The organism is Streptomyces sp. NPDC041124 (assembly GCF_055592385.1).
The window spans coordinates 46,252-58,897 of record NZ_JBVIYR010000006.1; the positions used below are offsets into that span (position 1 = coordinate 46,252).

Consider the following 12,646-nt stretch of genomic DNA (forward strand, 5'->3'; position numbering starts at 1 on the left):
GAGGATCTTCGTGTCGCGCTCTTCACAGGAGGTACTCATGAAGCGTCTGGTCACGGTGGTCACCGGTGGCAGCCGGGGGATCGGTGCCGCGACCTGTCTGCGGCTGGCGGCGGAGGGGCACGACGTCGTCGTGAACTATGTCCGTGATGCAGACGCCGCCGAGTCGGTGGCGGAAGGGGTGCGCGCGACCGGGGCGCGGGCCGTGACCGTACGCGCGGACACGGCGGTCGAGGCCGACGCCGAGCGCCTCTTCGAGGTGGCGGAGCGGGAGCTGGGGCCGGTGACGGGGTTGGTGAACAACGCGGCGGTGACCGGGCCGCTGGGACGGTTCACCGAGGCCGACACCGGTACCCTGCGCCGGGTCGTCGACGTCAACCTGATGGGTACGCTGCTGTGTTCGCGGCGGGCCGCGCAGCTGATGGTCCCGCGGGGCGAGGGTGTGATCGTGAACATCTCCTCGGGCGCCGCCACGCTGGGCAGTCCGAACGAGTACGTGCACTACGCGGCGACGAAGGCCGCCGTCGACGCGCTCACCGTCGGTCTGGCCAAGGAGCTCGGTCCGGACGGCATCCGGGTCAACGCGGTCGCCCCCGGTGTCGTCGACACGGAGATGCACGCCACGATGGGTGCCCCGGACCGTGCCCGGCGGGTCGCCGGGACGGTTCCGCTCAGGCGCGCCGGACGGGCCGAGGAGATCGCGGCGGCCGTGGCCTGGCTGATGTCGCCGGACGCCTCGTACACCACGGGGACGGTGCTGCGGGTCGCGGGCGGACGCTGACGAGCACCGGAGGGGCGGGGAGCGGTCAGGCCGCTTCGGCGACCCGGCCGCGCATCGCCGCCGCCCACTCGACCACCAGCAGCTCGTACTCCGCGCGTTCCCGGTCGGACAGGGAACCCTTCGCGCGCAGCCACAGCGCGCGGATCTCCTCATTGACCTCGGCGGCGGGCCGCACGGAACCAGGGGTCGTTAAATCGGGGGACATGCGGACAAGCCTAGGGCCATGGACTGACACTGCGCTACCGGACGGCTACCCGATCCGTATGCTCTCGGTCACGTGCCCCGGTCACCTTCCCCCGGGGCCGGCTCAGCCGGCCGACTCCGCGGCGTGCGGACTGAGCACGCCCATGCCGATCAGGACGATGATCACGACGCCGAGCGCGATGCGGTACCAGACGAACGGCATGAAGCTCTTGGTCGAGATGAACTTCATGAACCAGGCGATCACCGCATAGCCGGTGACGAAGGCGATGACCGTCGCGAAGACCGTCGGGCCCCAGGAGACGTGCCCGCCGTCGGCGGCGTCCTTCAGCTCGAAGGCGCCGGAGGCCAGCACCGCCGGGATGGCGAGCAGGAAGGAGTAGCGGGCCGCGGCCTCGCGGCGGTAGCCCATGAACAGGCCGCCGCTGATGGTGGCGCCGGAGCGGGAGACGCCCGGGATGAGGGCCATCGCCTGGCAGATTCCGTAGATGAGGCCGTCCTTGACGGTCAGGTCGCCGAGTTCCTTGCGCTGCTTGGCCGCCCGGTGCCGGCCGCCGCTCTCGTCCCGCGCGGCGAGGCGGTCGGCGACGCCGAGGACGATGCCCATGCCGATGAGCATGGCCGCGGTGAGCCGCAGGTCGCGGAAGGGCCCCTCGATCTGGTCCTTGAGGGTCACCCCGAGCACGCCGATCGGGATGGAGCCGACGATGACCAGCCAGCCCATGCGCGCGTCCTGGTCCCGGCGCATCTCCTTGTCGGTCAGGGAGCGGGTCCAGGCCGACAGGATCCGGCCGATGTCCTTGCGGAAGTAGATCAGGACCGCGGTCTCCGTGCCGATCTGGGTGATCGCGGTGAAGGCGGCGCCCGGATCCTCCCAGCCGGAGAAGGCCGCGGTCAGCCGCAGGTGGGCGCTGGAGGAGACGGGGAGGAACTCGGTCAGCCCCTGGACGAGTCCGAGGATGAGGGATTCAAACCAAGACATGAGTCAGCGGAGTCCAAGTGCCGATCGTGGGACGGACGAAGGGCACACCACGCCGCCACGTGCGGTGATCGGTGATCGGGCGCGCCGAGGGGGAAGCGTAGCGCCCCAAGATGAACCCCAGGCGTCAGGGCGGTGCGGCTCGCCGCCCCCGGGGCTGCTCAGGCCGCCGTCGGGCCGCTCACCGTCCACCCGGGGGTCTGCGGGCGCGGCGTCAGCTCCTCGTGCCGTGCCTCGCCGCCGCAGGCCCGGCAGGTGACGACCGGCACGAATGTGTCGCCGCAGTTGTGGTCGACCACCATCGGCAGGTCGCCGTCCTGCCGCAGATGGCGGTCGCCCCAGTCCTTGAGGGTCAGCAGGACGGGCTCCAGCTCCAGCCCCGCCCGGGTGGGCCGGTACTCGAAGCGCTGCGGGCGCTCGCTGTAGAGGCGCTTGGCCAGGATCCCGGCGTCGACCAGCCGCCGCAGCCGGGTGGCCAGGACGTCGCGCGGTGCGCCGGTGTTGCGCACCAGCTGGTCGAAACGGCCGTTGCCCAGGCACACCTCGCGCAGGACGAGCAGGGAGTACTTCTCGCCGACGAGTGCGAGCGCGTCGGCGATCGAGCAGGGGCGCGGGTCTTTGGAAGCGGCGGCCATGCCTTCGAGTCTACGGGAGGGTTTGAATTTCCAACTTACGCGGCTATGGTGAGTTCGGATTTCCTACTCACCGGTACGCCGTTCCCGCTCCGGCACCGCCCGGGCGGCCAGGGAGGCCCGCACCATGCGTGACGCAGTCGTCGTCGAAGCCGTACGCACCCCCATCGGCAAGGGCAAGCCGCACGGCGCCCTCGCCCACGTCCACCCCGTCGAACTCCTCGCCCACACCCTGCGCACCCTCGTCGAACGGTCCGGTGTGGACCCCGCGCTGATCGACGACGTCATCGGCGGCGCCGTCGACCAGGTCGGCGAGCAGGCGATGAACACCACCCGCTACGCCGCCCTGTCCGCCGGACTGCCGGAGTCCGTCCCGGCCACCACCGTGGACCGTCAGTGCGGCTCCTCCCAGCAGGCCGTGCACTTCGCGGCCCAGGGCGTCATCGCCGGGGCGTACGACCTCGTCGTCGCCTGCGGCGTGGAGTCGATGAGCCGGGTGCCGATGTGGTCCAACGTGCCCGAGGGGAAGGACCCCTTCGGCCCCGGCGTCGCCGAGCGCTACCCGGAAGGGCTCGTCCCGCAGGGCATCAGCGCCGAACTCATCGCGGCCACGTGGTCGATCGGCCGCGAGCGGATGGACTCCTTCGCCATCACCTCGCACCAGCGGGCCGCCGCGGCCTGGGACGCCGGACTGTTCGACGCCGAGGTCGCGCCCCTCGACGGCGTCACCCGCGACGAGTGCGTACGCCCCGACAGCACCATCGAGACCCTGGCCGGACTGCGGCCCGCCTACCACGACCCCGCCCTCGCCGAGCGCTTCCCGCAGATCGAGTGGAACGTCACGGCGGGCAACGCCAGCCCCGTCAACGACGGCGCCTCCGCCGTCCTCATCACCTCCAGCGAGACCGCCGCCCGGCTCGGCCTGCGCCCGCTCGCGCGGCTGCACGGCTTCGCCGTCACCGGCTCCGACCCGCTGCTGATGCTCACCGGTGTCGTCCCGGCCACCGAGAAGGCGCTGCGCCGCTCCGGGCTCTCCCTCGACGACATCGACCTCTTCGAGGTCAACGAGGCGTTCGCCAGTGTGGTCCTGGCCTGGCAGCAGGAGACCGGCGCCGACCTCGCCAAGGTCAACGTCCACGGCGGCGCCCTCGCCCTCGGTCATCCGCTCGGCGCCAGCGGCACCCGGCTGACGACGACCCTGGTCCACGCGATGCGCGAACGCGGCGCCCGCTACGGCCTGCAGACCATGTGCGAGGCGGGCGGACTGGCCAACGCGATGATCCTCGAACGGCTCTGACGCGCCGTCGGCCGTCCTACCGCCCGCGCAGCTGGTGCCGCTTGCGCCACGCCACCACCGCGCCCGCCAGGCCCGGGACGGCGATGCAGGCCAGCGCGATCAGGAAGGCCGGGGACGTCGGCGTCGAGGCGCGGGCGCCGGCCACGACGTAGGCGGCGGTGTTCGGGACCGAGCCGAGCGCCGTCGCCAGCAGGAACGGCAGCAGGCCCATGCGGGAGACGGCGGCGCAGTAGTTCGAGGCGGCGAAGGGGATCCCCGGGAACAGCCGGGCCGCCAGCATCGAGCGGAAGCCGTGCCGGCTGAGCTGGTTGTCCGCGGCCTTCAGCCAGCGTCCGCGCAACAGCGGACGGAGCGCCTCCTGCCCGAGGGCCCGCCCCAGACAGAAGGCCAGCCCGGCGCCCAGCACCGTGCCGCCCAGCGCGGCGGCCAGACCCAGCTGCGAGGCGAACAGCGCCCCCGCTGCCAGGTTCAGCAGCGGACGCGGCACGAAGGCCACCGTGCAGACCCCGTAGGCCACGGCGTACGCCACGACCGCCACGGCACCGCCGAGCCGGTCGGGCCAGCCGTCGGTCAGCAGCCGCTGCGGTTCGAGGACCAGCATCGCCGACGCCGCCGAGGCGAGCAGCACCACGAGCAGGGACAGTCTCGACCACGGCGACAGCACGACTCTGGCGCAGCGCGCGGCGAAACCGGTGGCGGGTGCGAGAGCGGGGGCGGCCGTGGGGACGGCGACCGCGAGGTCGGGTGCGGCGGCCCGGGGAGAGGCCGCAGCCGTGCCCCCGGAGCGGGTGGTGGCATCGAGCATTCGGTGACACTAACCGACACATACGTGTGATCGCCGTAGTGTTCGTCTCATGCGCGTCACAGGAGGCGGCGGGACGGCGGCCGGCGGGCCGCCGGTGCCGGACAGCCCGCTCGCCGACACCGTCCTGGAGCGGCTCACCGCCGCCTACCGGCGGGCGGCCGACCCGGGACGGGCCGTGGCCATGCGGGCCTACATGAAGGACGTCGCCCCCTTCCTGGGGCTGACCACCCCGGTCCGCCGCGCCCTGTCCCGCACCGTCACGGCGGGACTGCCCCGGCCGGCCGAGGCCGACTGCGCCGCCGTCGCGCTGCGGTGCGGGCAACTGCCCGAGCGCGAGTACCACTACTTCGCCGTGGATTACGTGCGCCGGCACGTACGGCACTGCTCCTCCGGCTTCCTGCCCGTCGCCCGGCACCTCCTCACCACGGTGCCGTGGTGGGACACGGTCGACCCGCTCGCCGCGCACGTCGTCGGGGCGCTGGTCGCCGCCGACCCGGCGCTCACCGCCGACATGGACGACTGGATCGCCGACGACGACAGGTGGCTCGTCCGCGCCGCCCTGCTCCACCAGCTCCGCTACCGGGAACGCACCGACACCGCACGCCTCTTCGCCTACTGCCTGCGCCACTCGGACCACCCGGACTTCTTCGTGCGCAAGGCCATCGGCTGGTGCCTGCGCGAGTACGCCAAGACCGACCCCGACGCCGTGAGGTCCTTCCTCGCGCGCGAGCAGGGGCGCCTCGCGCCGCTGTCCGTGAGAGAGGCGCTGAAGAACATCGGCGGGCAGCGCCCCGACCGGAGGACCACCGGCCGGTAGCGCCCGGTCCCGAAAACCATTCGACGCGGGGCGGGCCGTCGGCGAGGATCGACGTCATGTTCCGGTACGCCTTCCACTTCGCAGCATCCGCCGTCGCGGATGCCCCGAAGGCTGCCGTTCCCGCTCTCCTCGCCGCAGTCGACGGCGCCCGAAGCTGACCCTCCCCGGATCGTCCGGCGGACCCCCCAGGGGGAGGGTCGGTCAGGTTCCAGGGGTCCCCGTCCCGGCCGCGCGCCGCAGCGCCGCGCCCGGGGCCCTCACGCGTCACCACCGAGAGGCTTCGAGGTACCGCCATGTCCAAGACGGCGTACGTCCGCACCAAACCGCATCTGAACATCGGCACGATGGGCCATGTCGACCACGGCAAGACCACCCTGACCGCCGCCATCACCAAGGTCCTGGCCGCGCGCGGCACCGGCAGTTTCGTGCCGTTCGACCGCATCGACCGGGCCCCCGAGGAGGCCGCCCGCGGCATCACCATCAACATCGCGCACGTCGAGTACGAGACCGACACCCGGCACTACGCGCACGTCGACATGCCCGGCCACGCCGACTACGTCAAGAACATGGTCACCGGCGCCGCGCAGCTCGACGGGGCGATCCTCGTCGTCTCCGCGCTCGACGGGATCATGCCGCAGACCGCCGAACACGTGCTGCTCGCCCGCCAGGTGGGCGTCGACCACATCGTGGTCGCGATCAACAAGGCGGACGCGGGGGACGAGGAGCTGACCGACCTGGTCGAGCTCGAGGTCCGCGACCTGCTCTCCGCGCACGGCTACGGCGGCGACTCCGCGCCCGTCGTACGGGTGTCCGGGCTCAGGGCGCTGGAGGGCGACCCGCGCTGGACGGCCTCGATCGACGCGCTGCTCGACGCGGTGGACACCTATGTGCCCATGCCCGAGCGGTACCTGGACGCGCCGTTCCTGCTGCCGGTGGAGAACGTGCTCACCATCACCGGCCGGGGCACCGTCGTGACCGGCGCGGTGGAGCGGGGCACGGTCCGCGTCGGCGACCGGGTCGAGGTGCTCGGCGCGGAGGTGGAGACCGTGGTGACCGGCCTGGAGACCTTCGGCAAGCCCATGGAGGAGGCGCAGGCCGGCGACAACGTGGCGCTGCTGCTGCGCGGGGTGCCCCGCGACGCGGTGCGGCGCGGGCACGTGGTCGCCGCACCGGGCAGCGTGGTGCCGAGCCGGCGCTTCACGGCGCAGGTGTACGTGCTGTCGGCCCGTGAGGGCGGCCGTACGACAGCGGTGTCGACCGGATACCGGCCGCAGTTCTACATCCGCACGGCGGACGTCGTGGGCGACGTCGACCTCGGCGAGGCGGCGGTGGCCCGGCCCGGGGACACGGTCACGATGACCGTGGAGCTGGGCCGGGACGTGCCCCTGGAGGCCGGACTCGGATTCGCCGTCCGTGAGGGCGGACGCACCGTCGGGGCCGGCACCGTGACGTCGGTCGGCTGAGCCGCGAACAGCCGCCCGCCCCCCGCACACGGGGGCGGGCGGCCGTCCGCGTGTCCGCCGGGGACAATGGGGCGGTGAGCGAATCCCTCCCCGTGACCCGTGCCGTCGGTCACGGCACCGCCAAGCTGATGCCCGACGTGGACCGGGAGCGTGCCTGGCTGCTCACCGTCGACGGGGCGCCGCAGTCGTACGTCGACCTCGACGACCCGGCCCACCTGGAGTTCGAGTACGTGCGCCGGCTCGGGCACGTCCTGGACGCGGTCGCCGAACCGGGGGTCCGGCTGGACGCCCTGCACCTCGGCGGCGGTGCGCTCACCCTGCCCCGGTACCTGGCCGCGACCCGGCCCGGCTCCCGGCAGGACGTCGTGGAGATCGACCGGGAGCTGCTGGACCTGGTCACCGGGGAACTGCCCCTGCCCGACGGCGCCGGCGTGACGCTGCACGCGGCGGACGCCCGGGCCTGGCTGGAGACGGCCCCCGACGACAGCGCGGACGTCCTGGTCGCCGACGTGTTCGGCGGCTCGCGCGTGCCGGCGCATCTGACCACCGTGGCCTACGTCCATGAGGCCGCGCGCGTCCTGCGGCCCGGCGGGGTCTACCTCGCCAACCTCCCGGACGCGGCCCCGTTCGCCTTCCTGCGCTCCCAGCTGGCCACGCTCGCGACGCGCTTCGCCGAGCTGGTGCTGATCGCCGAACCGGGAGTGCTGCGCGGCCGCCGCTTCGGCAACGCGGTCCTCGCCGCGGCCCACCACCCGCTCGACGTCGCCGCGCTGTCCCGCGCCACCGCCGCCGACGCCTTCCCGGCACGGGTGGAACACGGCGCAGGGCTGCGGGAGTTCGTCGGGGGCGCGCTCCCGGTACGCGACGAGGACGCCGTCCCCTCGCCCGAGCCGCCGGCCGGGGCGTTCGGCATCGGCTGACGCACGGCCGGGCTCGTGTGCCGGGGGAACGGCGTGAAGTTCTGCCGCCCGCACGGCGACGGGGTCGTCCGGCCGGGTCCCCGGCTCCCGCTTCCGCGTGCGGTCCGCACCGGTGCGGGCCGTGGGTCAGTCCCCGGGCAGGCGTCCCGGTTCCCGCACCTGGTGCTCCGCGTCCCTCGGCGCGGGGAGGGCGACCGTGAGTTGGTGGGTCCGGCGGCGCAGATCGCGTACGTCGGGGACACACAGGACCGCCGCCGTGGCGACCACCACCAGCGCGGCGCAGCCCCACAGCGCCTCCGGCCGGCCGAACGCCGTCTCCGCGGGACCCGCAAGCGCCATCGCCATCGGTACCAGCGCGACCGAGCCGAACCAGTCGTACGCCGAGACCCGGGACAGCTTCTCCTCCGGAATCTCCTGGTGCAGCGCGGTCATCCACGAGACGCCGAACACCTCCACGGACACACCGGTCACGAACATCACCGCGCACAGCACGGCGACCGGCGCCGGCACGGCGAGCGCGGCGGACGGCAGCGCCAGCGGGAACACGCACAGGGTGCCGACGAACAGCAGCCGGCGCGGCTGCCAGCGGGTCATCAGCAGCGCGCCCGCCACCGTGCCCCCGCCGAAGAAGGCCAGCGCCACGCCCCACGGTGCGGCGCCGCCCAGGTGGTCCCGCGCGACGAGCGGCCCGTAGACCGCGTCGGCCGCGCCGACGACCGCGTTGGCGAGCGAGAACTGGACGACGATGCCCCACAGCCACGGCCGGCCGGTGACCTCCCGCCAGCCCTCCTTCAGATCGGCGAGCATTCCGCCACCCGGTGCGCGCGGCGGTATGTGCTTCACGTCGAGGAACGCCCGCAGCACCGCGGCCAGCGCGAAGGCCGCCGCGTCCACCGCCAGCACCCAGCCCGGTCCGATCGCGGCGACCATCGCGCCGCCGAGCGCGGCACCCCCGAGGGTCGCGCCGTGCATCGCCATCCGGAACACCGCGAACGCCCGGCCGGCCTGCTCGCCGTCGACGGAGGAGAGCAGCATGCCCTCGGCCGCCGGGTTGAAGAACGCCTGGCCGGTCCCGCCGAGCGCGCTCAGCAGCATCATCTGCCACAGCTGCGCCTCGCCCGCCAGGACGAGCGCCGCGAAAGCGCCCTGCGAGACGCAGTTCAGGGCGTTGGCCGCGACCATCACCCGGTGACGCGGCAGCCGGTCCGCGACGGCACCGCCGATCAGCAGGAACAGCACCAGCGGCAGGGTGCGCGCGGCGGCCACCAGCCCGACGTCACCGCCGTCGCCGCCGGCGCCGAGCACGGCGAACGCGGAGGCGATCAGCGCGCCGTGGCTGCCCAGATTGGTCACCACGGCGGCAGCGGTCAGCAGGGTGTAATTGCGCCCGGCCCACGGGGGCCGGCGACGTATGGCGATGGTCGGCACCCCGTGACTATCGCCGGGCGGGGGCCGGCTTGCCAAATGGGGCGCCGGCCCTGGCCTTCTGCTACGCGCCCTGCGGGCCCTCCTCGGTCAGGCGCACCGTGCTGAGTATCTGCTGCACGGTCGTCTCCGGGATCTCGTCCTTGACCTTCGCGGCGCCGTACAGGTTCCAGGTCACGAAGTCACCGGCGCCGTTCTTGAAGGCGAACGTGATCGCCTTGCCCTCGCTGTCGCACTTGCCCTTCTGCGGAGTGTTCTCCGAGTGGGACGTGGCGACGTGGCCGGTGAGTCCCGACTTGGTGGTGTAGGGCTTCGGCTTGACCTGCTTCACGCTCTTCTTGTCGGGCTGGGTGTACCCGCCGAAGATCCACCACGGCACGCGCGTCTCGGCGGCCTCCTGTGTGGTCTTGGCGCCGTTCTCACCGCGGGTGCCGGCGGTCGCGAGGGCGGTGTCCTCCTCGCGGCCGTCCTTGTTGTCGTCGCTCGTGCACCACTCGGACTTCAGGTACGCCGGGGCGGTGACGGTGGTGCGGCCCATCTCACCGTCCTTCTCCTCCCATTCGAAGCCCACGCTGGTGCCGGGAGTCTCGATCTCCCAGTCGGCGGGGACGTCGAACTTGGTGCCGAAGCGCGTGTTGACGACGACCTTCCAGCCGGGAACGGTCGCCTTCTCCTCGTCGCCGCCGCGCGGGTTGCTCCCCGACGCCGAGGTGCTCGGCTCCGCGGAGGTGTCCTTCGTCGCGGTCGCCGTCGGCTTGGCGTCCTTCTTGCCGTCGGCCTCGTCGTCCTTGTCGCCGCCGAGCACCAGGAACCCGGTGACACCCGCGGCCACCACCACGGCCGTCGCCGCCACGATCGCGACCAGCTTCGTCCGGTTCCCGCCACCCCCGCCCTGCGGCGCCTCGGGCATGCCGACCGTGGAGGGATCCCCCCACTGCTGCTGGTACGGGTTCGGCTGCTGGTAGCCGGGCTGCTGGTACGGATTGGGCTGTTGGTACCCCGGCTGCTGGTACGGATTGTTCGACTGCGGGTTCTGCTCGCCCCCGGGCGGCTGCTGTCCTGGCCACATGGTCAGCCACCCTAGCCGCGCCCCGGACACGATTGGGTCACCGCCCTTTGACGGGCTGGTAGCAACCGTGACGTCGCGCCGCATCACGAACGGGTGCTACCCATGGGTAACATCCGGCCATGGGCGCGGACCAGATGTCCGTCGGCGAGCTGCTCGCCGCCGCGGTCCCCATGGCCCGGACCCTCGGCCTCCGGTTCCTGGAGGCCACGCCCGAACGGGCCGTGGTGGTACTGCCGGACCACTGCGCCTTCCACCACCACGCGGGCGGGCCGCACACCGGCGCCGTGTTCGCCCTCGGGGAGTCGGCGAGCCACGCGATCGTGCTCGCCGCCTTCGGGGACCAGCTCCCGCGTGCCGTACCGCTGGCCGTCCGCGCCGAGATCGCCTGCCGGAGGCCGGCCATGGGACCGGTCACGGCCACCGCCACCCTCGGCCGTCCGGCCGCCGAGGTCGTCGCCGCACTCGACGGGGGCCGCCGCCCGGAGTTCCCCGTGTCGGTCGCCCTCCGCCGTGAGGGCGGCGCGGTCACCGGCGAGATGACCGTCGTCCGGGCGCTGCGTCCCAGCGGCTGACGCCCGCCCCGTGGCCTTCCCTCACACGGCGGCGCCGGCGCCGTACGGGCCGTAGAGGTCCAGCAGGCGCACCCGGGAGGCGTGCAGCCGGTGGGCCACCACGTCGCCGACCCACCGGGCGAGGTCCCGGCCCATCTCGGGGTCCTCGCGGCACAGCGCGAGCACGGCCCCGGCGTCGAACTCGTAGGCCCGTACCGGGGTCGTCGCCTCGGCGCCGAGCTGCCACACGTGCGGGGAGAAGAGCCAGGACCAGCCGACCAGCTCGTTGTGCCCGAGGCGTTCGATGACGGCCGCCCGGCGTCCGGGCACCCGCATGTCGAGTTCCACGGTGCCGGTGCGGATCACCCAGAACCGGTCCGCCCGGCCGCCCTCCTCGAACAGCCGGGCGCCCGGCGGGAAGGACACCTCGCGGGCGGTCCTCACGAGCCGTGCCCGGTGCCTGGCGGGCAGGGCGCGCGGCATGCTGGGGGACGGGGGAGCGTACATGGCGGGCCTCCCGGACCGGGCGTTCGTGACTGCCGTTCGTGTTTCCAGCCTCGCCCCGGCCGTCGGCACCCTGCCATGGGCCGTACGGCCCAAAGTTGCGGAGTGTTCGGCCCTGCCCGCCGACCGCTGCCCACCGCGGTCCCGGTCCGGGGCGCGGGCCCTCCGGCGCCCGGCCGGGACCGGGACGGCGCGGGCCCTCCGGCGCCCGGCCGGGACCAGTGGCCCTTGTCATCGGTGCCGTTACGGGCGAAGCTCGTGGTGATCACTTCGACCCGGGAGGTTTCCCACCATGACCCGCACCGTCACCGTCGGACTCGACGGCTCACGCGAGAGCCGGGCCGCCGCCGAGTGGGCGGCCCGTGAAGCGGTGCTGCGCGGTCTGCCGCTGCGGCTGCTCCACGTCCGCCGGCCGGCTCCCGCGCCGGCGGCACCCCACGCCGAGGCCTGGCGGAGCATGCCGAGCGAGACGGCCGAAGGGCTGCGGCTGCGCCACCCCGGCCTGCAGGTGACCCACGAACAGGTCGACGGCATGCCCTACGAGGTGCTGATCAAGGCCGCGGAGGAGGCCGAGCTGCTGGCGCTCGGCTCCCGCGGGCTCGGCGCCCTCGGCGGGTTCCTGGTCGGCTCGGTCGGACTCGTCGTCGTGGCCCGCGCGGAGCGGCCCGTGGTGCTGGTCCGGGCCGGCGAACAGGCCGCCGACGAGCACGAACCGGACCCCGCGGGCATTCCCTCGGCGGGCACGCCCTACCGGCCGGTGCTGCTCGGGCTGGACGCGGACCGGCCGCGCGACGCGGTCATCGAGTTCGCCTTCGCGGAGGCACAGCGGCGCGACACCGCCCTGCGCGTGGTGCACGGCTGGGTTCTGCCGCCGTACTACGTCTACGGACTCGCCGCCGCTCCGGAGACGTACCACGACATCGAGCGGGAGCAGGCCGCGAACCTGACAGCCGTGCTGGCTCCCTGGCGTGCGAAGTTCCCGGAGGTGGAGGTCGTCGAGGAGTCCTTCGGCGGCAGCCCGTCCGTGCGCCTCGTCGAGGCCTCCGCGGAGTCCTCGCTGGTGGTCGTCGGCCGCCGGACCCGCCGCAGTCCGCTCGGCGCGCACATCGGGGCCATCACCCACGCGGTGATGCACCACTCCGCCGCGCCGGTCGCCGTGGTCGCCCACGGCTGAGCGAGCCGGACCGCGGGCGCCCCGGGACAGC

General features: G+C 73.6%; 14 protein-coding genes. 7 read left to right on the top strand and 7 right to left on the bottom strand.

From position 1 onward, the window contains the following. Window positions 1-37 precede the first annotated feature (37 nt). Window positions 38-778, top strand: coding sequence for an SDR family NAD(P)-dependent oxidoreductase (locus ACZ6A9_RS17545; RefSeq protein ID WP_468985929.1), 741 nt, complete (start codon window positions 38-40; stop codon window positions 776-778). Between the two features lie 25 nt (window positions 779-803). Here ACZ6A9_RS17545 and ACZ6A9_RS17550 read toward each other — a convergent pair whose 3' ends face one another. From ACZ6A9_RS17550 to ACZ6A9_RS17560, 3 genes are all read right to left on the bottom strand, one after another. Further along, window positions 804-983, bottom strand: a complete 180-nt coding sequence (locus ACZ6A9_RS17550; protein WP_468985932.1) for a hypothetical protein — start codon at window positions 981-983, stop codon at window positions 804-806. A 102-nt stretch (window positions 984-1,085) separates the two neighbouring features. Beyond that, a complete protein-coding gene (locus ACZ6A9_RS17555; protein ID WP_468985935.1) occupies window positions 1,086-1,961 on the bottom strand; it encodes an undecaprenyl-diphosphate phosphatase in 876 nt (291 codons plus the stop codon). A gap of 158 nt (window positions 1,962-2,119) precedes the next feature. Beyond that, entirely contained in the window at window positions 2,120-2,593 is a 474-nt protein-coding gene (locus ACZ6A9_RS17560; protein WP_468985939.1) for a winged helix-turn-helix transcriptional regulator, read from the bottom strand. Between the two features lie 124 nt (window positions 2,594-2,717). Between ACZ6A9_RS17560 and ACZ6A9_RS17565 the strand changes: the two genes are divergently transcribed. Then, window positions 2,718-3,887: a thiolase family protein gene (locus ACZ6A9_RS17565; protein ID WP_468985941.1), complete on the top strand. Its 1,170-nt coding sequence runs from the start codon at window positions 2,718-2,720 to the stop codon at window positions 3,885-3,887. Between the two features lie 16 nt (window positions 3,888-3,903). Here ACZ6A9_RS17565 and ACZ6A9_RS17570 read toward each other — a convergent pair whose 3' ends face one another. After that, window positions 3,904-4,692 (bottom strand): TVP38/TMEM64 family protein, encoded by a 789-nt coding sequence (locus ACZ6A9_RS17570; protein ID WP_468985944.1) that lies wholly within the window; start codon window positions 4,690-4,692, stop codon window positions 3,904-3,906. Window positions 4,693-4,741: 49 nt separating this feature from the next. Here ACZ6A9_RS17570 and ACZ6A9_RS17575 point away from each other — a divergent pair, with 49 nt between their 5' ends. The 3 genes from ACZ6A9_RS17575 (at window position 4,742) to ACZ6A9_RS17585 (ending at window position 7,892) form a co-directional block, all read left to right on the top strand. Continuing rightward, on the top strand, window positions 4,742-5,509 hold the full coding sequence (locus ACZ6A9_RS17575; protein WP_468985946.1) for a DNA alkylation repair protein: 768 nt from the start codon (window positions 4,742-4,744) through the stop codon (window positions 5,507-5,509). Window positions 5,510-5,802: 293 nt separating this feature from the next. Next, a complete protein-coding gene (gene tuf / locus ACZ6A9_RS17580) occupies window positions 5,803-6,972 on the top strand; it encodes an elongation factor Tu (protein WP_468985949.1) in 1,170 nt (389 codons plus the stop codon). A 74-nt stretch (window positions 6,973-7,046) separates the two neighbouring features. After that, window positions 7,047-7,892, top strand: a complete 846-nt coding sequence (locus ACZ6A9_RS17585; protein WP_468985952.1) for a spermidine synthase — start codon at window positions 7,047-7,049, stop codon at window positions 7,890-7,892. A 126-nt stretch (window positions 7,893-8,018) separates the two neighbouring features. On the opposite strand, the gene ACZ6A9_RS17590 is transcribed toward ACZ6A9_RS17585, so the two are convergent. Further along, window positions 8,019-9,320 (bottom strand): MFS transporter, encoded by a 1,302-nt coding sequence (locus ACZ6A9_RS17590; protein ID WP_468985954.1) that lies wholly within the window; start codon window positions 9,318-9,320, stop codon window positions 8,019-8,021. A 61-nt stretch (window positions 9,321-9,381) separates the two neighbouring features. Continuing rightward, window positions 9,382-10,386 carry a DUF8017 domain-containing protein gene (locus ACZ6A9_RS17595; protein ID WP_468985956.1) on the bottom strand — a complete coding sequence of 335 codons (1,005 nt, stop codon included), beginning with the start codon at window positions 10,384-10,386 and terminating at the stop codon, window positions 9,382-9,384. A 134-nt stretch (window positions 10,387-10,520) separates the two neighbouring features. Between ACZ6A9_RS17595 and ACZ6A9_RS17600 the strand changes: the two genes are divergently transcribed. Beyond that, window positions 10,521-10,958 (top strand): DUF4442 domain-containing protein, encoded by a 438-nt coding sequence (locus tag ACZ6A9_RS17600; RefSeq protein WP_468987207.1) that lies wholly within the window; start codon window positions 10,521-10,523, stop codon window positions 10,956-10,958. Between the two features lie 21 nt (window positions 10,959-10,979). Here the strand turns inward: ACZ6A9_RS17600 and ACZ6A9_RS17605 are convergent, their stop codons facing one another. Beyond that, the gene (locus ACZ6A9_RS17605) at window positions 10,980-11,444 is read right to left on the bottom strand and encodes a cyclic nucleotide-binding domain-containing protein (protein ID WP_468985958.1); all 465 of its coding nucleotides are present in this window, start codon (window positions 11,442-11,444) and stop codon (window positions 10,980-10,982) included. 289 nt (window positions 11,445-11,733) lie between these two features. Between ACZ6A9_RS17605 and ACZ6A9_RS17610 the strand changes: the two genes are divergently transcribed. Continuing rightward, window positions 11,734-12,615, top strand: a complete 882-nt coding sequence (locus ACZ6A9_RS17610) for a universal stress protein (RefSeq protein WP_468985961.1) — start codon at window positions 11,734-11,736, stop codon at window positions 12,613-12,615. Window positions 12,616-12,646: the final 31 nt, after the last annotated feature.

Coding starts and splice junctions, on each gene's coding strand:
- ACZ6A9_RS17545 (WP_468985929.1), top strand. CDS start 38: ATGAAGCGTCTGGTCACGGTGGTCACCGGTGGCAGCCGGGGGATCGGT.
- ACZ6A9_RS17550 (WP_468985932.1), bottom strand. CDS start 983: ATGTCCCCCGATTTAACGACCCCTGGTTCCGTGCGGCCCGCCGCCGAG.
- ACZ6A9_RS17555 (WP_468985935.1), bottom strand. CDS start 1,961: ATGTCTTGGTTTGAATCCCTCATCCTCGGACTCGTCCAGGGGCTGACC.
- ACZ6A9_RS17560 (WP_468985939.1), bottom strand. CDS start 2,593: ATGGCCGCCGCTTCCAAAGACCCGCGCCCCTGCTCGATCGCCGACGCG.
- ACZ6A9_RS17565 (WP_468985941.1), top strand. CDS start 2,718: ATGCGTGACGCAGTCGTCGTCGAAGCCGTACGCACCCCCATCGGCAAG.
- ACZ6A9_RS17570 (WP_468985944.1), bottom strand. CDS start 4,692: ATGCTCGATGCCACCACCCGCTCCGGGGGCACGGCTGCGGCCTCTCCC.
- ACZ6A9_RS17575 (WP_468985946.1), top strand. CDS start 4,742: ATGCGCGTCACAGGAGGCGGCGGGACGGCGGCCGGCGGGCCGCCGGTG.
- tuf (WP_468985949.1), top strand. CDS start 5,803: ATGTCCAAGACGGCGTACGTCCGCACCAAACCGCATCTGAACATCGGC.
- ACZ6A9_RS17595 (WP_468985956.1), bottom strand. CDS start 10,386: ATGTGGCCAGGACAGCAGCCGCCCGGGGGCGAGCAGAACCCGCAGTCG.
- ACZ6A9_RS17600 (WP_468987207.1), top strand. CDS start 10,521: ATGTCCGTCGGCGAGCTGCTCGCCGCCGCGGTCCCCATGGCCCGGACC.
- ACZ6A9_RS17605 (WP_468985958.1), bottom strand. CDS start 11,444: ATGTACGCTCCCCCGTCCCCCAGCATGCCGCGCGCCCTGCCCGCCAGG.
- ACZ6A9_RS17610 (WP_468985961.1), top strand. CDS start 11,734: ATGACCCGCACCGTCACCGTCGGACTCGACGGCTCACGCGAGAGCCGG.